Genomic DNA, 23,682 nt, shown 5'->3' on the forward strand with positions numbered 1-23,682 from the left:
GCTCCTGCCCCGTCCCGCACGGATCGTCCCCACCGGAGGACCCCCACATGCGCTCGCACCTGCTCAACGACACGACCGCGGAGAGCTACCGCCGCTCCGTGACCGAAGGAATCGAGCGGGTGGCGGCCAAACTCGCCACCACCACAAGGCCGTTCACCGGGGTCACCGTGGACGCCCTCTCCCCTCGCATCGAGGAGATCGACCTCGACAAGCCCCTGCTGGACACGGCGGCGGTGCTCGACGAGCTGGAGGAGGTGTATCTCCGGGACGCGGTCTACTTTCACCATCCCCGCTACCTCGCCCACCTCAACTGCCCGGTCGTCATCCCGGCCGTCGTCGGCGAGGCCATCCTCTCCGCCGTCAACTCCTCCCTGGACACCTGGGACCAGTCGGCCGGCGGCACCCTCATCGAGCGCAAGCTGATCGACTGGACGACCGCGCGCATCGGCCTCGGCGACAACGCCGACGGCGTGTTCACCTCGGGCGGCACGCAGTCCAACCTCCAGGCACTGCTGCTGGCCCGTGAGGAGGCGAAGACCGACTCCTTCGCCAAACTGCGCATCTTCGCCTCCGAGGTCAGCCACTTCAGCGTGAAGAAGTCCGCGAAACTGCTGGGCCTCGACCAGGACTCCGTGGTCTCCATCCCCGTCGACCACGACAAGCGGATGCAGACCGTCGCCCTCGCCCGCGAGCTGGAGCGCTGCGAGCGGGACGGTCTCGTCCCCATGGCCGTCGTCGCCACGGCCGGCACCACCGACTTCGGGTCCATCGACCCGCTGCCCGAGATCGCCGAACTGTGCGAGCAGTTCGACACCTGGATGCACGTCGACGCCGCCTACGGCTGCGGGCTGCTGGCCTCCCTCAAGTACCGGGGCCGCGTCGACGGCATCGAGCGCGCCGACTCGGTCACCGTCGACTACCACAAGTCCTTCTTCCAGCCGGTGAGTTCGTCCGCCGTGCTGGTCCGCGACGCCTCGACCCTGCGCCACGCGACGTACCACGCCGAGTACCTCAACCCGAAGCGCATGGTCACCGAGCGCATCCCCAACCAGGTCGACAAGTCCCTCCAGACCACCCGCCGCTTCGACGCGCTCAAGCTGTGGATGACCCTGCGCGTGATGGGTGCCGACGGCATCGGCCGGCTCTTCGACGAGGTCTGCGACCTGGCCGCCGAGGGCTGGAAGGTGCTCGCCGCCGACCCGCGCTACGACGTGGTCGTCGAACCGAGTCTCTCCACGCTCGTCTTCCGCTACATCCCGTCCTCGGTCACCGACCCGGCCGAGATCGACCGCGCCAACCTGTACGCCCGCAAGGCCCTGTTCGCCTCCGGCGACGCGGTGGTCGCGGGCACCAAGGTCCAGGGCCGCCACTACCTGAAGTTCACCCTGCTCAACCCCGAGACGACGGTCGAGGACATGTCCGTCGTCCTCGACCTCATCGCCGGCCACGCCGAGCAGTACCTGGGAGAGTCCCTTGACCGCGCGTCCTGAAAACCCGTCCCGTTCTTCCTCGACCCACGACTTCGTGGGCATCGGGCTCGGGCCCTTCAACCTCGGCCTGGCCTGTCTGACCGAACCCGTCGCCGAACTCGACGGCGTCTTCCTGGAGTCGAAGCCCGACTTCGAGTGGCACGCCGGCATGTTCCTGGACGGCGCCCACCTCCAGACCCCGTTCATGTCGGACCTGGTCACCCTCGCGGACCCGACCTCGCCGTACTCCTTCCTCAACTACCTGAAGGAGAAGGGCCGGCTGTACTCGTTCTACATCCGCGAGAACTTCTACCCGCTGCGGGTGGAGTACGACGACTACTGCCGCTGGGCCGCGAACAAACTGAGCAGCGTCCGCTTCGGCACGACGGTGACCGAGGTCCGGTACGAGGACGACCTCTACGTCGTGACCACGGCCGACGGCGACGTCTTCCGCGCCCGCCACCTGGTCCTCGGCACCGGCACCTCCCCGCACTACCCGGAGGCCGTGCGCGGCCTCGGCGGCGACTTCTTCCACAACTCCCGCTACGTGCAGAACAGGGAGGAGCTCCAGAAGAAGGAGTCGATCACGATCGTCGGCTCCGGCCAGTCCGCCGCCGAGATCTACTACGACCTCCTCTCGGAGATCGACGTCCACGGCTACCGGCTGAACTGGGTGACCCGCTCCCCGCGCTTCTTCCCCCTCGAATACACCAAGCTCACGCTGGAGATGACCTCCCCGGAGTACATCGACTACTACCGCGAGCTGCCCGAGGCCACCCGCTACCGGCTCACCGCCGAGCAGAAGGGCCTGTTCAAGGGCATCGACGGCGACCTCATCAACGAGATCTTCGACCTGCTCTACCAGAAGAACCTCGGCGGCCCGGTCCCCACCCGGCTGCTCACCAACTCCTCGCTCACCAGCGCGCGTCACGAGAACGGCACGTACACGCTCGGCTTCCGCCAGGAGGAGCAGGAGAAGGACTTCGAGATCGAGTCGCAGGGCCTGGTCCTCGCGACGGGCTACAAGTACGCCGAGCCGGAGTTCCTGGCCCCGGTCAAGGACCGCCTGGTCTACGACTCCCAGGGCAACTTCGACGTGTCCCGCACCTACGCGATCGACGTGACGGGCAGAGGCGTCTTCCTCCAGAACGGCGGGGTCCACACCCACAGCATCACCAGCCCCGACCTGGGCATGGGCGCCTACCGCAACAGCTGCATCATCCGGGAGCTGCTCGGCACCGAGTACTACCCGGTCGAGAAGACGATCGCGTTCCAGGAGTTTTCCGTATGACCTCCTTCACCTTCCGCCCCCTCGACCCCCTGAAGGACGCCGAGCTGCTGCACGGGTGGGTCACCCACCCCAAGGCCGCGTTCTGGATGATGCAGGACGCGAAACTGGAGGACGTCGAGCGGGCCTACATGGACATCGCGGCCGACGAGCACCACCACGCGCTGCTGGGCCTCGACGAGACCGGCGCCCCCGCCTTCCTGATGGAGAAGTACGACCCGGCCCACCGGGAGCTGGTCGGCCTGTACGAGCCGCGCCCCGGTGACATCGGCATGCACTTCCTGACCCCGGCGACCGACCGGCCCGTCCACGGCTTCACCCGGTCCGTCATCACCGCCGTGATGGCCCACCTCTTCGAGGACCCGGCCGTCCAGCGGGTGGTCGTGGAGCCCGACGTCTCCAACAAGGCCGTCCACGCCCTGAACGAGGCGGTCGGGTTCGTGCCCGAGCGCGAGATACAGAAGCCGGAGAAGAAGGCCCTGTTGAGCTTCTGCACCCGGGCCCAGTTCCTCGCGGCCACGGGGGTGACGATATGAGCCTCGCCGACGCCGTGTCCCACCTCTCCCCCGAACGCTGGGAGACCGCCAACCGCCTGCTGATCCGCAAGGGTCTCGCCGAGTTCGCCCACGAGCGGCTCATCGAGCCCGAGGAGACCGACAAGGACCAGTACGTCGTCCGCAGCGACGACGGCAAGACCCGCTACGACTTCACGGCCGTGCGCCGCGCCCTGGACCACTGGCAGGTCGACGCCGACTCCATCACCCGGCACCGCGACGGCGCCGAACTGCCCCTGGCCGCCCTGGACTTCTTCGTCGAACTGAAGGACACCCTCGGCCTGAGCGACGAGATCCTGCCGGTGTACCTGGAGGAGATCTCCTCCACCCTCTCCGGCAGCTGCTACAAGCTCACCAAGCCCCAGGTCCCGGTGGCCGAGTTGGTGAAGGCCGACTTCCAGGACATCGAGACCGGCATGACCGAGGGCCACCCCTGCTTCGTGGCCAACAACGGCCGGCTCGGCTTCGGCATCCACGAGTACCTCTCGTACGCCCCGGAGACCGCGAGCCCGGTCCGCCTGGTCTGGCTCGCCGCCCACCGCTCGCGAGCCGCGTTCACGGCCGGGGTCGGCATCGAGTACGAGACCTTCGTACGGCAGGAGCTGGGCGAGGAGACCGTCGAGCGCTTCCACGGCGTCCTGCGCGGCAAGGGCCTCGACCCGGCCGACTACCTCCTCATCCCCGTCCACCCCTGGCAGTGGTGGAACAAGCTCACCGTCACCTTCGCCGCCGAGGTCGCCCGCGATCTGCTGGTCTGCCTCGGCGAGGGCGACGACGAGTACCTGGCCCAGCAGTCCATCCGGACCTTCTTCAACACCTCCCACCCCGAGAAGCACTATGTGAAGACGGCCCTGTCCGTCCTCAACATGGGCTTCATGCGCGGACTCTCGGCCGCGTACATGGAGGCGACCCCCGCCATCAACGACTGGCTCGCCGCCCTCATCGACGGTGACCCGGTACTGAAGTCGACGGGCCTGACGATCATCCGCGAGCGGGCCGCCGTCGGCTACCGGCACCTGGAGTACGAGGCCGCCACGGACCGCTACTCGCCGTACCGCAAGATGCTGGCCGCGCTGTGGCGCGAGAGCCCGGTCCCGTCGCTCCAGGACGGCGAGTCGCTCGCGACGATGGCCTCGCTGGTCCACGTCGACCACGAGGGCAGGTCCTTCGCGGGCGCCCTCGTCGAGCGCTCCGGGCTCACCCCGACCGACTGGCTGCGCCGCTACCTGCGCGCCTACTACACCCCGCTGCTGCACAGCTTCTACGCCTACGACCTGGTGTTCATGCCGCACGGCGAGAACGTCATCCTGGTCCTGAAGGACGGTGTGGTCGAGCGGGCGATCTACAAGGACATCGCCGAGGAGATCGCCGTCATGGACCCGGAGGCGGTGCTGCCGCCGGCGGTCGAGCGGCTGCGCGTGGAGGTCCCCGACGACACCAAGCTGCTGTCGATCTTCACGGACGTCTTCGACTGCTTCTTCCGCTTCCTGGCCGCGAACCTCGCCGCCGAGGGGGTCCTGGAGGAGGAGGACTTCTGGCGCACGGTCGCCGAGGTCACCCGCGACTACCAGGACTCGGTGCCCGAACTGGCCGACAAGTTCGCGCAGTACGACATGTTCGCGCCCGAGTTCGCCCTGTCCTGCCTCAACCGCCTCCAGCTGCGCAACAACCGGCAGATGGTCGACCTGGCGGACCCGTCCGGCGCGCTCCAGCTCGTCGGCACGCTGACCAACCCCATCGCGGGCCGGTAAGCCGGGCCCAAGTACCAGGCGGGTCCCGGGAGTACGGTCCTCCCGGGACCCGTCTTCGTCCGCCACAATTTCCCCATGGCGGAAATCCTGCAGAAGGACGGCACATGGGTCTTCGACGGCGACGCCCTGCGACTGACTCCGGGAAGGGACAAGAACGTCGGCCTCCTCCGTAAGGAGCTCGGTGAACTCGTGGTCCCGCTGGGCGCGTTGGCGGGCATCTCTTTCGAACAGGGCAAGAAGAACGGTCGGCTGCGCATACGGCTGCGCGACGGCGCCGACCCCCTGCTGCACGCGACCGGCGGCCGGCTGACCGAGCCGCACGACCCGTACCAGCTCACCGTCGAGTCGGACCGCTACGGCGTCGCGGAGTACTTCGTGGACGAGGTCCGGGGCGCGCTGCTCCTGGACCAGGTCCCGGCCGATCCGGTGGACGGATACCTGCTCCCGGGCCCGGCCGTGCCCCTCGCGGTCTCCGCGGGTGACGGCACCGCCGCGTTCGACGGCGAGCACGTCCGGCTGGAGTGGAACTGGAAGACGGAGGACGCCAAGGCCTCCGCCGGGCCCCGCACCCTCGCCCTGGCCGACATCGTCGCCGTGGACTGGCAGCCCGCGGTCGGCCTGGAGAACGGCCACCTGCGCTTCACCGTCCGGCACGCCCCGACCAAGGCCCCGCCGAAGTACGACCCCAACGCGGTGGAGCTGTGGGGCTTCAAGAAGGATCCGCTGATGGCGTTGGTCGCGGCGGCGGTCCAGGCCAGGCTCCCGCACCCGGCCCGGGCCGCCGACGACGACGGACGGAAATCACTCACCGCACGACCGCAGACGCCTTCTTCTCCGGTCGCCCCCGCCGAGGACGGCCATGACGCCCTCCTGCGCCGGTTGCGCGAGCTCGGTGAGCTGCACCGCACCGGTGTCCTCACGGACGAGGAGTTCGCCCTGGCCAAGCAGGCGGTCCTCAAGCGGATGCTGCATCATCCCGGGGGATGACCCCCGGACCCCCGGCAGAAAAGCGGTTACTTCGCCCTGCGCGCCACGGTGAAGTGGTCGATGCGGTCACCGCTCTCGGCGATGCCCGACACCTTCAGCCTGGCGTAGTGGCCCCGGGCGGCGGGCTCCACGTCCACGCGCAGGAAGGAGTAGTTGAGGTAGCGCACCCGGGACCAGGCGACCGTCTCGTCGACCTTGCCGTCCTTGGTGTTGACGAAGGAGGCCACGGACTCCTGCTCGTTGAGGTGTCCCTCGTAGGAGTCGGGCGCGGAGAACGCGTACAGGCTGCGGCCCGCGGCGCCCGCCGTGACGTAGACGACGCCCTCGGTCTCGGGGTACGCGGTCCCCCCGATCGGGAGCTTCTTGGCGACCTTGTCGCCCTTGATGACGTCGGTGCGCTCGTACTGGTGGTTGTGGCCGTTGATGACCAGGTCCACCTGGTACTTCTCGAACAGCGGCACCCACTCCTGGCGCACGCCGCCTTCCGAGGCGTGCGCCGTGGAGGTGCAGTAGGCGCAGTGGTGGAAGAACACGATGACGAAGTCGATGTCCTTGGCGGCCCGGTACTTCTTGAGCTGCCCCTCGAACCAGGTGGTCTGGGTGCCGCCGGAGATCCCGAGGTTGGCCGGGATCTCGAAGGAGACGTCGTTCGGGTCCAGCGAGATGATCGCCGTGTTGCCGTGGACGAAGGAGTAGACGCCCGGCAGGTGCTTCTTGTCCGGCCCATTGTCGGGGAGCGTGAAGCGGGCTTCTTCGCCGCCGTAGCCGTTGGGCGAGTACCAGGCCTCCATGTCGTGGTTGCCGTAACTCACCATCCACGGTACGGACTTGGCGACGGACTCGGTCTGGGCGAGGAACTGGTCCCACACCCGTGAGTCGAAGCCGGTGTCGGCCGACTTGCCCTGGCCGGCCGGGTCGGCGTAGGCGATGTCGCCGGCGTGCAGGTGGAAGGCGGGGTTCTGGCCGAGGAGCAGGCTGTCGTTGGCCAGGCCGTGGTAGCTGACGCCCTGGTCGCCGAAGGCGGTGAAGGTGAACGGCTTCTTGTGGGCGGGCGCGGTGGTGAAGGTGCCCAGGGTGCCGGTCAGGTGCGGTTCGGCGGGGTCGAAGCCCTGGTGGCCGACGCCGTAGTAGTAGGTCTGGCCGGGGCGCAGGTGGGTCAGCTTGGCGTGCAGGTAGTACTGCGTGTGGTCGCCGCTGGCGCCGACGCCGGCCGGGGTGTACAGGGTGCGCACCTCGGCCTCGATCTTGCGGGAGAGGTCCCAGGGGCGGGCGCCGATCCGGATGAACGGCTTCTTGACCGCGACCGGCACCTGCCAGGAGACGGTCATCTCGGTGCGTGCGTCGTTGCCGTAGGCGAGGTGGCGGCCGAAGGGGGCGACGAGGGCGCCGTCGACGCTCTCGGCACTGGCGAAGGTCCGGGTCGGCGTGGCGGCCTGGGCCACGGCACCCGGCACGAACGCGCCACCCGCGACGGCGCCCAGCGTGACGGCGCCGCCTCTGATCATCGTGCGCCGGGAAAACTTGGCGCGCAGGTACTCGTGCTGCTCGGCCATGCTCATGCGCTCGGCGAGCTGCTCGGGTACGCCCATGCGAGGAATGTCCATGGCGTCTGAAACTCGTCGCCATGAGCAACGGGATGTCGGACACAGGATGGACAGCTTGCGAACAGACGTCCATAAGAGCATCAACAGCCACTTGCCCGATATCGGGCAGGATTCTTGCGAAACGGCTCCCAGTACCTCAGGATCTACCGGGTGCACGACGAACTTGTTGATCATCTGACGCGGTCCACGCCCCTCAGTCGGGGCGAGGCACTGCGCGTGATCCAGGACGTGCTCGCCTTCTTCGACGAGACGACCGAGGACTACGTCCGTCGCCGCCACCGCGAGCTCCAGGCCCAGGGCCTGGTGAACGCGGAGATCTTCGGACGGATCGAGGCGGACCTGAAATATCGAGCGGTGGCGCCGCCTGAGCTCACGCTGAGGCAGTTGCGCCGCATGGTCTACGGCTAGGGGACACATCTTTATGTGCGGAATTGTCGGATACATCGGGAAGCGCGATGTCGCCCCACTGCTCCTGGAGGGTCTGCAGCGCCTCGAGTACCGCGGCTACGACTCGGCGGGCATCGTGGTCACCTCGCCGAAGACGGCCGGGCTGAAGATGGTCAAGGCCAAGGGCCGGGTGCGTGACCTGGAGGCCAAGGTCCCGGCCCGCTTCAAGGGCACCACCGGCATCGCCCACACCCGCTGGGCCACCCACGGCGCCCCCTCCGACGTGAACGCCCACCCGCACCTGGACGCCGAGGGCAAGGTCGCCGTCGTCCACAACGGCATCATCGACAACGCCTCCGACCTGCGCCGCAAGCTGGAGGCGGACGGCGTCGAGTTCCTCTCCGACACCGACACCGAGGTCCTCGTCCACCTCATCGCGCGCTCCCAGGCGGAGAAGCTGGAGGACAAGGTCCGCGACACCCTGCGGGTGATCGAGGGCACCTACGGCATCGCCGTGATGCACGCCGACTTCAGCGACCGCATCGTGGTGGCCCGCAACGGCTCGCCGGTCGTCCTCGGCATCGGCGAGAAGGAGATGTTCGTCGCCTCCGACATCGCCGCGCTGGTCGCCCACACCCGCCAGATCGTCACCCTCGACGACGGCGAGATGGCCACCCTCAAGGCCGACGACTTCCGCACCTACACGACGGAGGGCACCCGTACGACGGCCGAGCCCACCACCGTCGAGTGGGAGGCCGCCTCCTACGACATGGGCGGCCACGACACCTACATGCACAAGGAGATCCACGAGCAGGCCGACGCCGTGGACCGCGTCCTGCGCGGCCGCATCGACGACCGCTTCTCCACCGTGCACCTCGGCGGCCTCAACCTGGACGCCCGCGAGGCCCGCCAGATCCGCCGCGTGAAGATCCTCGGCTGCGGCACCTCGTACCACGCGGGCATGATCGGCGCCCAGATGATCGAGGAGCTCGCCCGCATCCCCGCGGACGCCGAGCCGGCCTCCGAGTTCCGCTACCGCAACGCGGTCGTCGACCCCGACACCCTCTACATCGCCGTCTCCCAGTCCGGCGAGACCTACGACGTCCTCGCCGCCGTCCAGGAGCTGAAGCGCAAGGGCGCGCGGGTCCTCGGCGTGGTGAACGTCGTCGGCTCGGCGATCGCCCGCGAGGCCGACGGCGGCATCTACGTGCACGCCGGCCCCGAGGTGTGCGTGGTCTCCACGAAGTGCTTCACCAACACCACGGTCGCCTTCGCCCTGCTCGCCCTGCACCTGGGCCGCACCCGCGACCTGTCGGTCCGCGACGGCAAGCGGATCATCGAGGGCCTGCGCAGGCTGCCCGCGCAGATCACCGAGATGCTGGAGCAGGAGGAGCACATCAAGAAGCTGGCCGAGCAGTACGCCGAGGCCCGCTCGATGCTCTTCATCGGCCGCGTCCGGGGCTACCCGGTGGCCCGCGAGGCCTCCCTGAAGCTCAAGGAGGTCTCCTACATCCACGCCGAGGCCTACCCCGCCTCCGAGCTCAAGCACGGGCCCCTGGCCCTGATCGAGCCCGCCCTCCCCACGGTCGCGATCGTCCCCGACGACGACCTGCTGGAGAAGAACCGCGCCGCCCTGGAGGAGATCAAGGCCCGCAGCGGCCGGATCCTGGCGGTCGCCCACCAGCACCAGGAGAAGGCCGACGAGACCATCGTCGTCCCGAAGAACGAGGACGAGCTGGACCCGATCCTGATGGGCATCCCGCTTCAACTCCTCGCCTACCACACCGCGTTGGCCCTGGGCCGGGACATCGACAAGCCGCGCAACCTCGCGAAGTCGGTGACGGTGGAGTAAGCGAGCAAGCGCTCCCGACGGAACGGACCCCCACGTGATGCCACCTGGCACGGGGGGGGGTCCGTCTCTGTCCCACAGGGCCTTGAGCGCCGCGAACGCCGTACCGGACACGGCGTAAGTGACCGTCACGCGAGGGGATACGTCCATCCCGCCTGGGAGAACGGCGAGTTAAGGAATCACGATGACGGGCCGCTTCGCCCGCTTGGCGAGCCGTCCCGCGACGGAGCCGAAGATGCGCCCGACGATGCCGTGGGTGGAGCCGACGACGATCGCGTCCGCCTCGTACTCCCGCCCGACCTCCTCGAGCTCGTGGCAGATGTCGCCGCCGCGCTCCACGAGGATCCAGGGCACCTCGGCCAGGTAGTCCGCACAGGCGAGCTCGAGGCCGAGCACCTCGGTGCGGTGGTCCGGCACGTCGACGAAGACCGGTGGCTCGCAACCGGCCCACACGGTGGTGGGCAGCCGGTTGGCGACATGCACGATGATCAGGCCCGAGCCGGAGCGATGGGCCATGCCGATCGCGTACGCGAGGGCACGCTCGCTGGACGTGGAGCCGTCGAAGCCGACCACGACGCCGTGCTTGAAAGCCGGGTCGCAGGAGTGGCGTGGCTCTTCCGCCGCCAGGGGCTCGGCCGCCGTGGGATCGGCGACGGGCCGCTTGCGGTCCGCTGGTTCGAAGAATTCGTGACCGGCCATGGCTGTCTCGGCGTTGTGATCCTTGTGTGGGAGGGACGACAGTGTGCGGCGGAGCTGTGTCCGGGAATCATCTTCCCAACCCCATACCCCCAAGGGTACGGCGCCACGCCTCCTTAGCCCAGAGCCCGCCCACGGTCCGTGGGGGTTCCAGGGAGCATGCACGAGGGGGTGCCCGTAACGCAATGGTTGCTGCGCTGTACAGGCGGTTTGCACAGGCCGCGCACGGCCTTCCCGCCCCCCGGACCACCGGACGGCCCCTCGACACAGTGACCGAAGGGTCGAACACGCGTTGAACCCATGAGCCACGCCACGGGGAGACGCCACAGGGAGCACGCGATGACCGGACACCGACCACCCTCCGAGGACTCCAGCACGGACGTGGTCCGCTGGGCGGTCTTCAGCTGCGTCCTCGTCCCCGTGGTGCTCGTCTGGTACGGCACCTCGCTGGCCGGCGCGACGGGCACCGCCCTCGGTCTCGCCGCCGTCACGGCCGTCTGCCGTATCCTCCTGCGCCAGTCGGAGCGCGGCGCGGCCCGCCTGCGCGCCGAGGAGCGGTCACCCCGTCGTGGCCGCCATCACAGGAGCGGTACGGGGGCCCATCGAGGCGGTCGTCACACCGGGGGAAATACACCGGTCAGCTGACCGGTTTCCATGCACCGCGACGATTCTTTTCAGCCAACTTCCGCCTTGGGCGTGTCCCTTGGTCCAAGCACCCCTCAACCCCCGTTCCACCTGCACGAATAGGGTGTCGGGGGTCCTGTGCACCCTACGTGGATTAGCCACTGCCACAAGGCGCACTTCCCTGCACGGCCCACGAGTGCAACGCTTCGTGATCGAATGCTTTACGCCAAGTTGCCATGTCGACAATGTGCCAGATGACGAACTGGTCACGCCGACACCACGGGACACAGTAGATTCGATCTTGACGTCTTACGGCGGGGGACTCGTGCAGGACCGAGGGGAAACGTGCTGGAGCGACATGCCCGACAAGTTAGGGGCGCCGCGACCACCGAGGGGGGCTTAGCAGTATGAGCCACGACTCCACTGCCGCGCCGGAAGCCGCGGCCCGGAAGCTTTCCGGGCGACGCCGCAAGGAGATCGTCGCGGTGCTGCTGTTCAGCGGCGGCCCCATCTTCGAGAGTTCCATACCTTTGTCGGTGTTCGGGATTGACCGCCAGGACGCCGGCGTGCCGCGCTACCGACTGTTGGTGTGCGGCGGCGAGGAAGGCCCACTGCGGACCACAGGGGGCCTGGAACTCACCGCACCGCATGGCCTGGAAGCGATCTCACGCGCGGGCACGGTCGTCGTACCGGCCTGGCGCTCGATCACTTCACCGCCACCGGAGGAGGCGCTCGACGCACTGCGCCGGGCGCACGAGGAAGGCGCCCGCATAGTAGGCCTGTGCACCGGCGCCTTCGTGCTGGCGGCGGCGGGCCTGCTGGACGGCCGCCCCGCGACGACACACTGGATGTACGCGCCGACGCTGGCCAAGCGCTACCCGTCGGTGCATGTGGATCCACGAGAACTCTTCGTGGACGACGGCGACGTACTGACCTCGGCCGGTACCGCGGCCGGAATCGACCTCTGTCTCCACATCGTGCGGACGGACCACGGCAACGAGGCGGCCGGCGCGCTGGCCCGCCGCCTGGTGGTCCCGCCGCGCCGCTCGGGCGGTCAGGAGCGCTACCTCGACAGGTCTTTACCAGAGGAGATCGGCGCCGACCCGCTCGCCGAGGTCGTCGCCTGGGCGCTGGAGCACCTGCACGAGCAGTTCGACGTGGAGACGCTGGCGGCGCGCGCGTACATGAGCCGTCGTACGTTCGACCGCCGGTTCCGCTCGCTGACGGGTTCGGCCCCGCTCCAGTGGCTGATCACCCAGCGGGTGCTTCAGGCGCAGCGGCTGCTGGAGACGTCGGACTACTCGGTGGACGAGGTCGCCGGGCGCTGCGGCTTCCGTTCGCCGGTGGCGCTGCGCGGGCACTTCCGGCGGCAGCTCGGCTCGTCCCCGGCCGCCTACCGGGCCGCGTACCGGGCCCGCCGTCCGCAGGGCGACAGGCCGGTGGACAGCGACGGTGCGATGGGGGGCCCGACGGGTCCCGCGCCCAGCGCGCCCGTGCCGCTGCACCCGGAGAGCGGTCCGGTGCCGCTCCAGGCCCGCCGCACCCCGGCCCCCGTGGGCCCGCCCTCCGACAACGGCCGCGAGCTGTACGTCACGGGAGGCCGGGCGAGCCTGCCGGGGCAGCGCAGCGGAGCGTGACGTCCTGACGCCGGGCGGGCCCGTGATGGCCCGTCCGGCGTTCCGGCTGCCCGGCACCGACACCGGGCGCCACAAAAACAGACGTCAGCCGTAGGGTGTTCGCATGAACGATCGCATGGTGTGGATCGACTGCGAGATGACCGGCCTCTCGCTGTCCGACGACGCGCTCATCGAGGTTGCCGCCCTCGTCACCGACTCCGAGCTCAACGTGCTCGGCGACGGTGTGGACATCGTCATCCGCCCGCCGGACCAGGCGCTGGAGACGATGCCGGAGGTGGTGCGTCAGATGCACACCGCGTCCGGGCTGCTCGAGGAGCTGTCCGGCGGCACGACCCTCGCCGACGCCGAGGAGCAGGTCCTCGCCTACGTCCGCGAGCACGTCAAGGAACCCGGCAAGGCCCCGCTGTGCGGCAACTCCGTCGGCACCGACCGCGGTTTCCTGCTGCGGGACATGCCCACCCTGGAGGACTACCTCCACTACCGGATCGTGGACGTCAGCTCCGTCAAGGAGCTGGCCCGGCGCTGGTATCCGCGGGCCTACTTCAACAGCCCGGACAAGAACGGCAACCACCGCGCCCTCGCCGACATCCGCGAGTCCATCGCGGAGCTGCGCTACTACCGCGAGGCGATCTTCGTCCCGCAGCCCGGACCCGACTCCGACACCGCGAAGACGATCGCCGCGAAGCACGTCCTGCCCGCGCGGTAAAAGCCGGGCGCGAGCACCCCTTCAGACCCTGTACACTTTTTCTCGGCCGGTCGGAGAAATCCGAACAGCCGAACATGGTGGGTGTAGCTCAGTTGGTAGAGCACCTGGTTGTGGTCCAGGTGGCCGCGGGTTCAAGTCCCGTCACTCACCCTGATCCCTCAGCGGGTGACCTTGGAGACAAGGTCACCCGCTGAGGTCGTTTCAGGAGCCGGACGCCTGCAAAAAGGTCCGCGCGAGCTTGCGGAAGGCCGCGACCAACCGGCTCCGGTCCTCGGCGCGGGTCGCGAGGACCACGTGGGCCGGCTCGACGCCGTGCAGCGGGACCGCGGTGACGTCGGGACGGAGCGCGCCGGCGCGGGGCAACGCCGTGATGGCGAGGGCCTGTCCGGAGGCGACCAGTTCGAACTTGTCCTCCAGGGCGTCGGCGAGGGGCCCGTCGGGGGCGGGGCGGCCGTCCGGGCGGGGGTCGATGCGCCAGTACGCGTTCCACGCCGGGTCGGCCACCCGGACCAGGGGCTCGTCGGCGATGTCGTCGAGGGTGACGGACTCCTTGCCCGCGAGACGGTGTCCGATCGGCAGCACCAGTACCCGGGGCTCCTCGTAGAGGACCGTCACCTGCGCTCCGTCGGTCGGGAAGGGCAGCCGGGTCACCAGGACGTCGGCCCTGAGCTCGGGCAGGACCGTCGTCCGCTCGGTCCAGTCGACGTGCGCGGTCCTGACGTCGGCGTCCGGGAAGCGCTCGCGCAGGGCGCGCACCGCCGGAGTGACGATGATCCCCGCCGTGTACCCCACGGTGATCCTGCTCGGTTCGGCGGCCGCCCTGGCAAGGCTCGCCGCCTGGGCCGCCGACCGCAGCAGCGCCTTCGCCCGGGGCAGGAACACCTCCCCCGCCTCGGTGAGCCGGCTCCCCCGCGGGGTCCGCTCCAGCAGCCGCGCGCCGAGCTGCTGCTCCAGCCGCCGGATCTGCCGGCTCAGCGACGGCTGTGTGACGTGCAGCGCGTCGGCGGCCCGCCCGAAGTGCCGGTGCTCGGCGACGGCCGTGAAGTACCGGACCAGCCGGAGGTCGAGGTCGGTCATGTCTGAAGCGTACGTCGACGTCTTCGGCGGCTTCCGGCATCCAACGCCGCCCACCTGCGGTGATGCCTGATTCGTATTGCGTCATGCGAAACAGGCCTTGGACCGCGGTGGCCCCGCCTTCGCACGCTGAGGGGGCATTCACCCGTCACAACGAAGGAAGACCATGCGTGTATTCGTCACCGGTGCGACCGGCTTCGTCGGTTCCGCCGTCACCCGTGAACTCCTCGACGCCGGGCACGAGGTCGTGGGCCTGGCCCGCTCGGACCGGTCCGTCCAGGCGCTGAAGGCCGCGGGAGCCAAGGCCCACCGCGGGGACCTGACCGACCTCGACAGTCTGCGCCGGGGTGCCGAGGCGGCCGACGGGGTCGCCCACCTGGCGTTCATCCACGACTTCACCAACCTGACCGCCTCGGGCGAGGCCGACCTCCGGGCGGTGGAGGCCATCGGCGAGGCGCTCGAAGGCACCGGCAAGCCCTTCGTGGTCACGTCGGGGTTGCTGACCGCGCCGGGGCGCCTCGGCACCGAGGAGGACCCGGCCGACCCGGACTCCCCCGCCAGGCACCGGCACGCCTCGGAGGCCGCGACGCTCGCGCTCGCCGAACGCGGGGTGAGCGCGTCGGTGCTGCGGCTGCCGCCGAGCGTGCACGGCGAGGGCGACTACGGCTTCGTGCCCATGTTCATCGACATCGCGCGCGAGAAGGGCGTCTCGGCCATGGTCGGCGACGGCTCCAACCGCTGGGCCGCCGTCCACCGGCTCGACGCGGCCCGGCTGTTCCGACTGGCCCTGGAGGCGGCACCGGCGGGCGTACGGCTGCACGCGATCGGCGACGAGGGGGTGCCCTTCCGTGAGATCGCCGAGACGATCGGCCGGGGCCTCGACGTACCGGTCGCGAGCGTGGCCCCCGAGGAGGCGGCGGACCACTTCGGCTGGCTCGGCCACTTCGCCGCCATCGACATGCGCGCCTCCGCCACGCTCACCCGCAAGCTGCTCGACTGGCAGCCCCGGCACCCGGCACTGATCCCGGACCTGGAGGCCGGCCACTACTTCACGAGGACCTGAGGCGATGGACGGCGGTATGGGGGGTGACCGTGCCGCCGCGCCGGGGCCGCGAAACAGATGGGAGCTGGGAGTCGGTCGCAAGCCCGGCCCTGAGAGAGCGGCAGACCACTTCCGCCGGCTCGGCCACTTCGCCGCCATCGACATGCGCGCCTCCGCCACGCTCACCCGCAAGCTGCTCGACTGGCAACCCCGACACCCGGCACTGATCCCGGACCTGGAGGCCGGCCACTACTTCACGAGGGCCTGAGGAGGGCTATGACGACACCGTCCGCCACGCCTCCAACTCCCGTACGCCGTCGTGCTGGCCGGAGGTCCTTGTGTTCAACCTCTTGACGCACCAGGTCAGGACGACGTCCGGCGCACCAGCTCCGTCGCCAGGACCACCTGCCTGCGCTCCAGGCCCCGGGAGACCGCGGGGCGGCGGTCGGCGATCTCCGAGAGGAGGAGGTCGATCATGTGGCGGCCCATCTCCTCGATGGGCTGGCGGACGCTGGTGAGGGGCGGGTCCATGTGGCGGGCTATGGCCGAGTCGTCGTAGCCGACCAGGGCCACGTCCGAGGGGATGCCGCGGCCCTCCTCGCGCAGGACCTGGCGGGCACCGGCCGCCATGACGTCCGAGCCGGCGAAGACCGCGTCCAGGTCGGGGCGGCGGGCCAGCAGCTTCGTCATCGCCCGGCGCCCGCCCTCCTCGGTGAAGTCACCGGGCTCGATCAGCCGCTCGTCCACCTCGTGGCCCGCGTCGCGCAGCGCGTCCCGGTAACCGTCGACGCGCCGCTGGGCGCCGTACACATCGAGGCGGCCGGTGATGTGGGCGATCGCCCGGCGGCCGCCGGCCAGCAGGTGCTCCACCGCCGAGCGGCCGCCGCCGTAGTTGTCCGAGTCCACCGACGGCAGCGTCTCGCCCTCCGAGCGCGGGCCGCTGATCACCGCCGGGATCTCCAGCTGGGACAGCAGGTCGGGGAGCGGGTCGTCGGCGTGGACGGAGACCAGCAGGACGCCGTCGACCCGGTGCGCGGCCAGGTACTGGGCCAGGCGGCGGCGTTCGCGGTCGCTGCCCGCGAAGATCAGCAGGAGCTGCATCTCGGTCTCCGAGATCTCCGCGCCGACGCCCTTGAGCATGTCCGAGAAGTACGGCTCCGCGAAGAACCGTGTCTCCGGTTCGGGCACGACCAGCGCGATCGCGTCCGTACGGTTGGCCGCCAGGGCGCGCGCGGCCGTGTTCGGGACGTACCCGAGCTCGGCCACCGCCGCCTCGACCGCCGCTCGCGTGGCGTCACTGACCCGGGGCGAGCCGTTGATCACCCGGGAAACGGTCCCCCGGCCGACGCCGGCGCGCGCCGCGACCTCCTCGAGGGTGGGCCGGCCACCGCTCCGGCTCCGCGCTCCGTGGCTTGCCATGGGCTCCGCCTTCCCACCTGTGTCTCTAAGCTGGCCTGGAATTTAACAGTCCCGCGTGTGGACGTGACTGTCGCGGGGGGCCGCCGCCTCCCGCACCGCACGGCCGCGTGCGCGAGCCGAGGCCTGCCGAGTGGGTCCAGTTAACGGGCTGATAACTGAACGCATCTCCCCTCGCCGACTCCCTTGACACCCTCGCTCCAACCCGCGAACCTTCAACACATCACCGATGGGAGCGCTCCCACGGTACCTGACACATAAATATCCCGCACGTTCCCCGCCCGAGCCGCAGCATGAACTAACGGGTCCAACAACGCAGTTGGCCGGGGGGTCGGCACGTCAGGCAACAGGAGGACGCAATGCGCACGACTACCCGCCGGTCCCACCGGCTGTTGGCCCTGGCGGCCGTCGCCGCACTGACCACGGGAGTGCTGGCAGGCTGTGCCGGCGACTCGGACGACGGCGACACGTCGGGCTCGGGCAACGACTCCGGCGGCGGCAAGACCACGCTGACCATCGGCACCTTCGGGGTCTTCGGCTACAAGCAGGCCGGTCTCTACGACGAGTACATGAAGTCGCACCCCGACATCACCATCAAGGAGAACGTCACCACCCGGACCGACGTCTACTGGCCGAAGGTCCTCACCCGGCTCCAGGCCGGCTCCGGCACCGACGACATCCAGGCCATCGAGGTCGGCAACATCACCGAGGCCGTCCAGACGCAGGGCTCCAAGTTCGTCGACCTCGGCAAGGACGTCGACAAGTCGCAGTGGCTGGACTGGAAGAACGCCCAGGCCACCACCCCCGACGGCAAGCTCATCGGACTCGGCACCGACATCGGCCCGATGGCGATCTGCTACCGCAAGGACCTGTTCGAGAAGGCCGGTCTGGAGACCGACCGCACCAAGCTCGCCGCGCAGTGGAAGGGCGACTGGAAGAAGTACGTCGACGTCGGCAAGCAGTACATGAAGAAGGCCCCGAGCGGCACCAAGTTCGTGGACTCGGCCTCCTCCGTGTACAACGCGGTCCTCAACGGTGAGAGCGAGCGCTACTACGACAAGAGCGGCAAGGTCGTCTGGGACAAGTCCTCCGGTGTGAAGAACGCCTGGGACGTCGCGATGTCGGTGGCGACCAGCAACATGTCGGCGAAGCTCAAGCAGTTCGACAAGCCGTGGGACCAGGGCTACGCGAACGCCTCCTTCGCCACCGTGGCCTGCCCCGCCTGGATGATCGGCTACATCCAGGAGAAGTCCGGTGACGCCGGCAAGGGCAAGTGGGACGTGGCGGCCGCGCCGACCGCGGGCAACTGGGGCGGCTCGTTCATCGGCGTACCGACGGCGGGCAAGCACCAGAAGGAGGCCGTCGAGCTCGCGAAGTGGCTGACCGCGCCCGAGCAGCAGGCCAAGGTCTTCGCCAAGCAGGCCAGCTTCCCGTCGACCCCGTCGGCGTACTCCACCCTGAAGGCGGCCCCCGCCACCACGGAGTTCTTCAGCAACGCGCCGATCACCCAGATCTTCTCCGACTCGGCGAAGACGATCCCGGCGCAGATCTTCGGCGTCAAGGACCAGCCGATCAACACCGCGCTGACCGACATCGGCATCCTCCAGGTCGAGCAGAAGGGCAAGTCCCCGGCGCAGGGCTGGGACGCGGCCACGAACGAGATCAAGGACGTGCTCGGCCAGTGACAAGCCCCAAGCAGGCACTCGCGCATCCCGCGTCGAGCGTCGAGGCCGCGCCCGGCTCCCAGCCGGGCGCGGCCCGGGGCGCTGACGGTCGCGGTACGCCGCCCGAGGGCAGGAGCCCCTGGCGCAGCCGGCTGTACCGCTGGGACATGAAGGCGTCTCCGTACGTGTTCATCGCCCCCTTCTTCGTCATCTTCGGGGCGTTCTCCCTGGTCCCGCTGCTGTACACGGCCTGGTACTCGCTGCACGACGTGCAGCTGTCCTCGCTGGACACCCAGACCTGGGCGGGCCTGGACAACTACAAGAACCTGCTCAGCTCGGACTTCTTCTGGAACGCCCTCAAGAACACCTTCACCATCGGTGTGATCTCGACCGTGCCGCAGCTCATGGCGGCGATCGGGCTCGCCCACCTGCTCAACTACAAGCTGCGCGGCTCGACCGTGTGGCGGGTCGTGATGCTGACCCCGTACGCCACCTCGGTGGCGGCGGCGACCCTCGTCTTCACGCTGCTGTACTCGTGGGACGGCGGCATGGTCAACTGGCTGCTCGACTTCGTCGGGATCGATCCGATCAACTGGCGTGAGTCCGACTGGGGTTCGCAGTTCGCGGTGTCGTCGATCGTGATCTGGCGGTGGACCGGCTACAACGCGCTGATCTACCTCGCGGCGATGCAGGCCATCCCGGCCGACCTGTACGAGTCGGCGGCGATCGACGGGGCCAACCGCTGGCAGCAGTTCATCCACGTCACGGTCCCGCAGCTTCGGCCCACCATCCTGTTCACGGTGGTCGTCTCCACCATCGGCGCGACCCAGCTCTTCGGTGAGCCCCTGCTGTTCGGCGGGGTGAGCGGTTCCAAGGGCGGCTCCGAGCACCAGTACCAGACGCTCGGCCTGTACATGTACGACCAGGGCTGGATCATCGGCAACCTCGGCAAGGCGTCCGCGATCGCCTGGTCGATGTTCCTGATCCTGTTGATCATCGCCGCGATCAACCTGCTGGTCACTCGACGGCTGAGGAAGTCCCAATGACCACCAGTGAACTGACGCTCCCTCAGAGCTCCAAGCGGGCCTCCCGGCGGGTGATGGGCGCGGGCAAGCAGCTGCACGCCGGCCCGATGACCTACGTCGTCCTCGCGGTCTTCGCGCTCGTCTCGCTGGCGCCCCTGGTGTGGACGGCGATCGCGGCCTCGCGCACCGACCGCAGGCTCGCCGAGACACCGCCGCCACTGTGGTTCGGCGGGAACCTGTTCAAGAACATGCAGACCGCGTGGGACGAGGCGGGTCTCGGCACCGCGATGCTCAACAGCGTGATCGTGGCGGGTGCCATCACGATCAGCACGGTGCTGTTCTCCACGCTCGCCGGGTTCGCCTTCGCCAAGCTGCGGTTCAGGTTCTCGGGCTTTCTGCTGCTGCTGACGATCGGCACGATGATGATCCCGCCGCAGCTGGCGGTCGTACCGCTGTACCTGTGGATGGCGGACCTCGGCTGGTCGAACCAGCTCCAGACGGTCATCCTGCCGACCCTGGTGACGGCCTTCGGTACGTTCTTCATGCGCCAGTACCTGGTGCAGGCGCTGCCCACCGAGCTGATCGAGGCGGCCCGGGTGGACGGGGCGAGCAGCATCCGGGTGGTGTGGCACGTGGTCTTCCCGGCGGCGCGGCCCGCGATGGCCGTGCTCGGGCTGCTGACCTTCGTGTTCGCCTGGAACGACTTCCTGTGGCCGATCATCGCCCTGAACCAGCAGAACCCGACCGTGCAGGTCGCCCTCAACTCGCTCGGTACCGGCTATGTCCCCGACCAGGCCGTGATCATGGCGGGCGCGCTGCTCGGCACGCTGCCGCTGCTGATCGCCTTCCTCCTGTTCGGCAAGCAGATCGTGGGCGGCATCATGCAGGGCGCGATCAAGGGCTGACGCCCCCGCCATACGGCCTTCCCCCGACGGCTTCCGGGGCCGGACCGCCGCTGCTCCGGCCCCTCCACTCCCCCTCCCCCCTCTATCAGCCGGTCTTTCCCTGACCTCCGATGGGAGCGCTTCCATGCCCGATTCCGCATCGCCGGAGACCCCGGTGACCTTTCCCCCCGCCTTCCTCTGGGGAGCCGCGACCTCCGCGTACCAGATCGAGGGGGCGGTGCGGGAGGACGGCCGTACGCCCTCCATCTGGGACACCTTCAGCCACACCCCGGGCAAGACGGCCGGCGGCGACCACGGTGACATCGCTGTCGACCACTACCACCGCTACCGCGACGACGTGGCGCTCATGGCCGACCTGGGCCTGACGGCGTACCGCTTCTCGATCTCCTGGTCCCGGGTGCAGCCCACCGGCCGCGGCCCCGCGGTCCAGCGGGGCCTGGACTTCTACCGCAAGCTGGTGGACGAGCTCCTCGCGCACGGCATCAAGCCGGCCGTGACGCTCTACCACTGGGACCTTCCGCAGGAGCTGGAGGACGCGGGCGGCTGGCCGGAGCGTGACACGGCGTACCGGTTCGCGGAGTACGCGCAGATCGTCGGGGAGGCGCTCGGCGACCGGGTGGAGCAGTGGATCACCCTCAACGAGCCGTGGTGCGCGGCCTTCCTCGGCTACGCCTCCGGTGTCCACGCCCCCGGCCGCACCGACCCGGCGGCCTCGCTGAAGGCGGCGCACACCCTCAACCTGGCGCACGGCCTGGGCACTTCAGCTCTGCGCGCGTCGATGCCGGCCCGCAACTCGGTGGCGCTCAGCCTCAACTCCTCGGTGGTGCGGCCCTTCTCGCAGGACGCGGCGGACCTGGCGGCGGCGCAGAAGATCGACGACCTGGCCAACGGGATCTTCCACGGGCCGATCCTGCACGGGGCGTACCCGCAGACGCTGTTCACTGCGACGGAACTGATCACGGACTGGTCGTTCGTCGAGGACGGCGACCTCGCCCTGATCAACCAGCCGCTCGACGCGCTGGGCCTCAACTACTACACGCCCGCCCTGGTGTCGGCCGCGGACGCGGAGACCAGCGGGCCGCGCGCCGACGGGCACGGCAGCAGCGCGCACTCCCCGTGGCCGGGCGCGGACGACGTCACCTTCCACCAGACGCCGGGCGAGCGCACGGAGATGGGCTGGACGATCGACCCGACGGGCCTGCACGACCTGATCATGCGCTACACGCGCGAGGCCCCGGGACTGCCCCTCTACATCACGGAGAACGGCGCGGCCTACGACGACAAGCCCGACCCCGACGGCCGTGTCCACGACCCCGATCGGATCGCCTATCTGCACGGCCACCTCGCCGCGGTCCGCCGCGCGATCGCCGACGGCGCGGACGTCCGCGGCTACTACCTGTGGTCCCTGCTGGACAACTTCGAGTGGGCGTACGGCTACGAGAAGCGGTTCGGCGCGGTCTACGTCGACTACACCACGCTGGAACGGACACCCAAGTCCAGTGCCCTCTGGTACGGCCGGGCAGCACGCACGGGCACGCTCCCGGAGGTCCACAGCATCGAGTAGCCACCACGGAGACGGGGGACGGGGAAGGGGCGCGGCAGCCGAGGGGGGTGCCGCGCCCCTTACGTGTGAGCGTGGGGGCCGCGTCGATCAACGCGGGCGGTTCATCTCCGCGGCTCCCGTACGACCAGGACGTCCCCGGCGGCGACCGTCACCGTGCCGCCGCCGACCGGCTTGCCCGCCAGCAGCTCCGTGGCACCGTCCCGAACCTCGACCTCGGCGGCCCGCTCCCCGTGGTTGATCAGGAAGAGGTAGTCCGCGTCCTCGCCGCCGCGCAGCACCGCCTCCACGCCCTGAGGCGTCTCCCGCACCGGCTCCACGCCGGCCTCGGTGCGGATGCGGGCCAGCAGATCCGCCAGCGTCGACGGGTCCGGGTGGGTGGCCAGGTACCAGGCCGTGCCGTCACCGTAGGTGTGCCGGGTCACCGCGGGCAGGCCGACCAGGGGGCCGTTCCCGTACGACGTCACCGCCTCCGCGCCCGCCAGACGCACCCGCTCCGACCACAGCGTCGCCGTACCGCCGTCGCTCAGCCCCAGGGACTCCCCCGGCAGCAGCGGGAAGAGTTCGTCGGTGCTGACGCCGAGGGCCTCGCGGAAGGCGCCCGGGTAACCGCCCAGGCGGATGTGGCAGTTGGTGTCGACGGCCCCGCTGTGGAAACCGACGACCAGGGTGCCGCCGCCCGACGCGAAGCCGGTCAGGTTCTCGGCGCCCTCGTCGTCGACCAGGTAGAGGGCGGGGGCGAGGACGAGCCGGTACCGGGACAGGTCCGCCGAGGGGTGCACGAAGTCGACGGCCACGCCGGAGCGCCACAGCGGCTCGTACCAGGCCCGGACCAGGTCCAGGTAGCGGACCGACTCGCTGGGCTGGGAGGGGAGTTCCAGGGCCCAGCGGGCGTTCCAGTCCCAGACGACGGCGACGGACGCGGGGCTCACGGCACCCCGCACCTCCGCCAGCGCCTTCAGGTCCGCCCCCAACGCCACGACGTCCCGCCAGATCTGGCTGTCGGTGCCCGCGTGCGGCAGCATCGCCGAGTGCCACTGTTCGGCGCCGGCCTTCGCGGCCCGCCACTGGAAGTAGGCGATGCCGTCGGCGCCACGGGCTACGTGAGCGAGCGCGTTCCGGCGCAACTCCCCGGGATTCTTCGCCCTGTTGACCGGCTGCCAGTTCACCGCGCCCGTAGAGTGCTCCATCAGCAGCCACGGCCCGCCCGCCAGCGAACGGACCAGGTCCCCGCTGAGCGCGATGTCGATCTGCGACTCGGGGTCGGTGGAGCGCAGGTAGTGGTCGTTGGAGACGACGTCCAGCTCCGGTGCCCAGCGCCAGTAGTCCAGCGCGTCGAAGTTGTACATCACCATGAAGTTGGTGGTGGCGGGGATCGCCGGGGCCGCTTCCCGCAGTACGTCCCGTTCCGCCTTGTACAGGGAGAGGAGTTCGTCGCTGCAG

General features: G+C 69.6%; 21 protein-coding genes and 1 tRNA gene. 17 read left to right on the forward strand and 5 right to left on the reverse strand.

Annotated elements, in window-relative coordinates; translation table 11 throughout:
- Positions 1 to 47: 47 nt before the first annotated feature.
- From desA to ABZ098_RS42195, 5 genes are all read left to right on the forward strand, one after another.
- Positions 48 to 1,490, forward strand: a complete 1,443-nt coding sequence (desA, locus tag ABZ098_RS42175; protein ID WP_356599877.1) for a lysine decarboxylase DesA — start codon at positions 48 to 50, stop codon at positions 1,488 to 1,490.
- A complete protein-coding gene (locus ABZ098_RS42180) occupies positions 1,474 to 2,760 on the forward strand; it encodes a lysine N(6)-hydroxylase/L-ornithine N(5)-oxygenase family protein (protein WP_356599879.1) in 1,287 nt (428 codons plus the stop codon). Before desA ends, ABZ098_RS42180 begins: the two co-directional genes overlap by 17 nt.
- The gene (locus ABZ098_RS42185) at positions 2,757 to 3,293 is read left to right on the forward strand and encodes a GNAT family N-acetyltransferase (RefSeq protein WP_356599881.1); all 537 of its coding nucleotides are present in this window, start codon (positions 2,757 to 2,759) and stop codon (positions 3,291 to 3,293) included. The genes ABZ098_RS42180 and ABZ098_RS42185 overlap by 4 nt, the downstream gene beginning before the upstream one ends.
- Complete coding sequence (locus ABZ098_RS42190; RefSeq protein WP_356599883.1) at positions 3,290 to 5,062, forward strand: IucA/IucC family siderophore biosynthesis protein; 1,773 nt, start codon at positions 3,290 to 3,292, stop codon at positions 5,060 to 5,062. Before ABZ098_RS42185 ends, ABZ098_RS42190 begins: the two co-directional genes overlap by 4 nt.
- A gap of 75 nt (positions 5,063 to 5,137) precedes the next feature.
- Positions 5,138 to 6,049: a DUF4429 domain-containing protein gene (locus tag ABZ098_RS42195; RefSeq protein WP_356599885.1), complete on the forward strand. Its 912-nt coding sequence runs from the start codon at positions 5,138 to 5,140 to the stop codon at positions 6,047 to 6,049.
- A gap of 26 nt (positions 6,050 to 6,075) precedes the next feature.
- Here ABZ098_RS42195 and ABZ098_RS42200 read toward each other — a convergent pair whose 3' ends face one another.
- Complete coding sequence (locus tag ABZ098_RS42200; protein WP_356599887.1) at positions 6,076 to 7,638, reverse strand: metallophosphoesterase family protein; 1,563 nt, start codon at positions 7,636 to 7,638, stop codon at positions 6,076 to 6,078.
- Positions 7,639 to 7,803: 165 nt separating this feature from the next.
- Here ABZ098_RS42200 and ABZ098_RS42205 point away from each other — a divergent pair, with 165 nt between their 5' ends.
- Both ABZ098_RS42205 and glmS read left to right on the forward strand, forming a co-directional pair.
- Positions 7,804 to 8,061: a hypothetical protein gene (locus ABZ098_RS42205; protein ID WP_020123260.1), complete on the forward strand. Its 258-nt coding sequence runs from the start codon at positions 7,804 to 7,806 to the stop codon at positions 8,059 to 8,061.
- A 13-nt stretch (positions 8,062 to 8,074) separates the two neighbouring features.
- Positions 8,075 to 9,892, forward strand: coding sequence for a glutamine--fructose-6-phosphate transaminase (isomerizing) (glmS, locus tag ABZ098_RS42210; protein WP_356599889.1), 1,818 nt, complete (start codon positions 8,075 to 8,077; stop codon positions 9,890 to 9,892).
- A gap of 168 nt (positions 9,893 to 10,060) precedes the next feature.
- Here glmS and ABZ098_RS42215 read toward each other — a convergent pair whose 3' ends face one another.
- Positions 10,061 to 10,588, reverse strand: a complete 528-nt coding sequence (locus ABZ098_RS42215; protein WP_020123262.1) for a universal stress protein — start codon at positions 10,586 to 10,588, stop codon at positions 10,061 to 10,063.
- Between the two features lie 336 nt (positions 10,589 to 10,924).
- Here ABZ098_RS42215 and ABZ098_RS42220 point away from each other — a divergent pair, with 336 nt between their 5' ends.
- The 4 genes from ABZ098_RS42220 to ABZ098_RS42235 all read left to right on the forward strand — a co-directional run bounded on the left by ABZ098_RS42220 (position 10,925) and on the right by ABZ098_RS42235 (position 13,702).
- On the forward strand, positions 10,925 to 11,230 hold the full coding sequence (locus ABZ098_RS42220; RefSeq protein WP_356599891.1) for a hypothetical protein: 306 nt from the start codon (positions 10,925 to 10,927) through the stop codon (positions 11,228 to 11,230).
- Positions 11,231 to 11,616: 386 nt separating this feature from the next.
- Positions 11,617 to 12,846 carry a helix-turn-helix domain-containing protein gene (locus ABZ098_RS42225; RefSeq protein WP_356599893.1) on the forward strand — a complete coding sequence of 410 codons (1,230 nt, stop codon included), beginning with the start codon at positions 11,617 to 11,619 and terminating at the stop codon, positions 12,844 to 12,846.
- Between the two features lie 103 nt (positions 12,847 to 12,949).
- The gene (gene orn / locus ABZ098_RS42230; protein WP_356099243.1) at positions 12,950 to 13,552 is read left to right on the forward strand and encodes an oligoribonuclease; all 603 of its coding nucleotides are present in this window, start codon (positions 12,950 to 12,952) and stop codon (positions 13,550 to 13,552) included.
- A gap of 77 nt (positions 13,553 to 13,629) precedes the next feature.
- Positions 13,630 to 13,702 (forward strand) — tRNA-His (locus tag ABZ098_RS42235).
- A 51-nt stretch (positions 13,703 to 13,753) separates the two neighbouring features.
- Here the strand turns inward: ABZ098_RS42235 and ABZ098_RS42240 are convergent.
- Positions 13,754 to 14,629: a LysR family transcriptional regulator gene (locus ABZ098_RS42240; RefSeq protein ID WP_356599895.1), complete on the reverse strand. Its 876-nt coding sequence runs from the start codon at positions 14,627 to 14,629 to the stop codon at positions 13,754 to 13,756.
- A 163-nt stretch (positions 14,630 to 14,792) separates the two neighbouring features.
- Between ABZ098_RS42240 and ABZ098_RS42245 the strand changes: the two genes are divergently transcribed.
- Entirely contained in the window at positions 14,793 to 15,689 is an 897-nt protein-coding gene (locus tag ABZ098_RS42245; RefSeq protein ID WP_356599897.1) for an SDR family oxidoreductase, read from the forward strand.
- A 16-nt stretch (positions 15,690 to 15,705) separates the two neighbouring features.
- Positions 15,706 to 15,936 carry a hypothetical protein gene (locus tag ABZ098_RS42250; RefSeq protein WP_356599899.1) on the forward strand — a complete coding sequence of 77 codons (231 nt, stop codon included), beginning with the start codon at positions 15,706 to 15,708 and terminating at the stop codon, positions 15,934 to 15,936.
- 95 nt (positions 15,937 to 16,031) lie between these two features.
- On the opposite strand, the gene ABZ098_RS42255 is transcribed toward ABZ098_RS42250, so the two are convergent.
- Positions 16,032 to 17,087: a LacI family DNA-binding transcriptional regulator gene (locus tag ABZ098_RS42255; RefSeq protein ID WP_356599901.1), complete on the reverse strand. Its 1,056-nt coding sequence runs from the start codon at positions 17,085 to 17,087 to the stop codon at positions 16,032 to 16,034.
- Between the two features lie 356 nt (positions 17,088 to 17,443).
- Here ABZ098_RS42255 and ABZ098_RS42260 point away from each other — a divergent pair, with 356 nt between their 5' ends.
- The 4 genes from ABZ098_RS42260 to ABZ098_RS42275 all read left to right on the forward strand — a co-directional run bounded on the left by ABZ098_RS42260 (position 17,444) and on the right by ABZ098_RS42275 (position 22,242).
- Positions 17,444 to 18,769 (forward strand): ABC transporter substrate-binding protein, encoded by a 1,326-nt coding sequence (locus ABZ098_RS42260; protein WP_356599903.1) that lies wholly within the window; start codon positions 17,444 to 17,446, stop codon positions 18,767 to 18,769.
- Entirely contained in the window at positions 18,766 to 19,794 is a 1,029-nt protein-coding gene (locus ABZ098_RS42265) for a sugar ABC transporter permease (protein ID WP_356599905.1), read from the forward strand. The genes ABZ098_RS42260 and ABZ098_RS42265 overlap by 4 nt, the downstream gene beginning before the upstream one ends.
- Positions 19,791 to 20,678, forward strand: coding sequence for a carbohydrate ABC transporter permease (locus ABZ098_RS42270; RefSeq protein WP_356599907.1), 888 nt, complete (start codon positions 19,791 to 19,793; stop codon positions 20,676 to 20,678). Before ABZ098_RS42265 ends, ABZ098_RS42270 begins: the two co-directional genes overlap by 4 nt.
- A 124-nt stretch (positions 20,679 to 20,802) precedes the next feature.
- Positions 20,803 to 22,242 (forward strand): GH1 family beta-glucosidase, encoded by a 1,440-nt coding sequence (locus ABZ098_RS42275; protein WP_356599909.1) that lies wholly within the window; start codon positions 20,803 to 20,805, stop codon positions 22,240 to 22,242.
- Between the two features lie 101 nt (positions 22,243 to 22,343).
- Here ABZ098_RS42275 and ABZ098_RS42280 read toward each other — a convergent pair.
- Positions 22,344 to 23,682, reverse strand: a 1,339-nt coding sequence (locus tag ABZ098_RS42280) for a beta-galactosidase trimerization domain-containing protein (protein WP_356599911.1), incomplete at its 5' end; no start/stop codon positions are given.

It is taken from the genome of Streptomyces sp. NPDC006335, assembly GCF_040612795.1.
Lineage (GTDB): Bacteria > Actinomycetota > Actinomycetes > Streptomycetales > Streptomycetaceae > Streptomyces.

Excerpts from the sequence above, each read along its gene's own strand:
- desA (WP_356599877.1), top strand. The coding sequence starts at position 48 with ATGCGCTCGCACCTGCTCAACGACACGACCGCGGAGAGCTACCGCCGC.
- ABZ098_RS42185 (WP_356599881.1), top strand. The coding sequence starts at position 2,757 with ATGACCTCCTTCACCTTCCGCCCCCTCGACCCCCTGAAGGACGCCGAG.
- ABZ098_RS42190 (WP_356599883.1), top strand. The coding sequence starts at position 3,290 with ATGAGCCTCGCCGACGCCGTGTCCCACCTCTCCCCCGAACGCTGGGAG.
- ABZ098_RS42195 (WP_356599885.1), top strand. The coding sequence starts at position 5,138 with ATGGCGGAAATCCTGCAGAAGGACGGCACATGGGTCTTCGACGGCGAC.
- ABZ098_RS42200 (WP_356599887.1), bottom strand. The coding sequence starts at position 7,638 with ATGGGCGTACCCGAGCAGCTCGCCGAGCGCATGAGCATGGCCGAGCAG.
- glmS (WP_356599889.1), top strand. The coding sequence starts at position 8,075 with ATGTGCGGAATTGTCGGATACATCGGGAAGCGCGATGTCGCCCCACTG.
- ABZ098_RS42215 (WP_020123262.1), bottom strand. The coding sequence starts at position 10,588 with ATGGCCGGTCACGAATTCTTCGAACCAGCGGACCGCAAGCGGCCCGTC.
- ABZ098_RS42220 (WP_356599891.1), top strand. The coding sequence starts at position 10,925 with ATGACCGGACACCGACCACCCTCCGAGGACTCCAGCACGGACGTGGTC.
- ABZ098_RS42225 (WP_356599893.1), top strand. The coding sequence starts at position 11,617 with ATGAGCCACGACTCCACTGCCGCGCCGGAAGCCGCGGCCCGGAAGCTT.
- orn (WP_356099243.1), top strand. The coding sequence starts at position 12,950 with ATGAACGATCGCATGGTGTGGATCGACTGCGAGATGACCGGCCTCTCG.
- ABZ098_RS42240 (WP_356599895.1), bottom strand. The coding sequence starts at position 14,629 with ATGACCGACCTCGACCTCCGGCTGGTCCGGTACTTCACGGCCGTCGCC.
- ABZ098_RS42245 (WP_356599897.1), top strand. The coding sequence starts at position 14,793 with ATGCGTGTATTCGTCACCGGTGCGACCGGCTTCGTCGGTTCCGCCGTC.
- ABZ098_RS42250 (WP_356599899.1), top strand. The coding sequence starts at position 15,706 with ATGGGGGGTGACCGTGCCGCCGCGCCGGGGCCGCGAAACAGATGGGAG.
- ABZ098_RS42255 (WP_356599901.1), bottom strand. The coding sequence starts at position 17,087 with ATGGCAAGCCACGGAGCGCGGAGCCGGAGCGGTGGCCGGCCCACCCTC.
- ABZ098_RS42260 (WP_356599903.1), top strand. The coding sequence starts at position 17,444 with ATGCGCACGACTACCCGCCGGTCCCACCGGCTGTTGGCCCTGGCGGCC.
- ABZ098_RS42270 (WP_356599907.1), top strand. The coding sequence starts at position 19,791 with ATGACCACCAGTGAACTGACGCTCCCTCAGAGCTCCAAGCGGGCCTCC.
- ABZ098_RS42275 (WP_356599909.1), top strand. The coding sequence starts at position 20,803 with ATGCCCGATTCCGCATCGCCGGAGACCCCGGTGACCTTTCCCCCCGCC.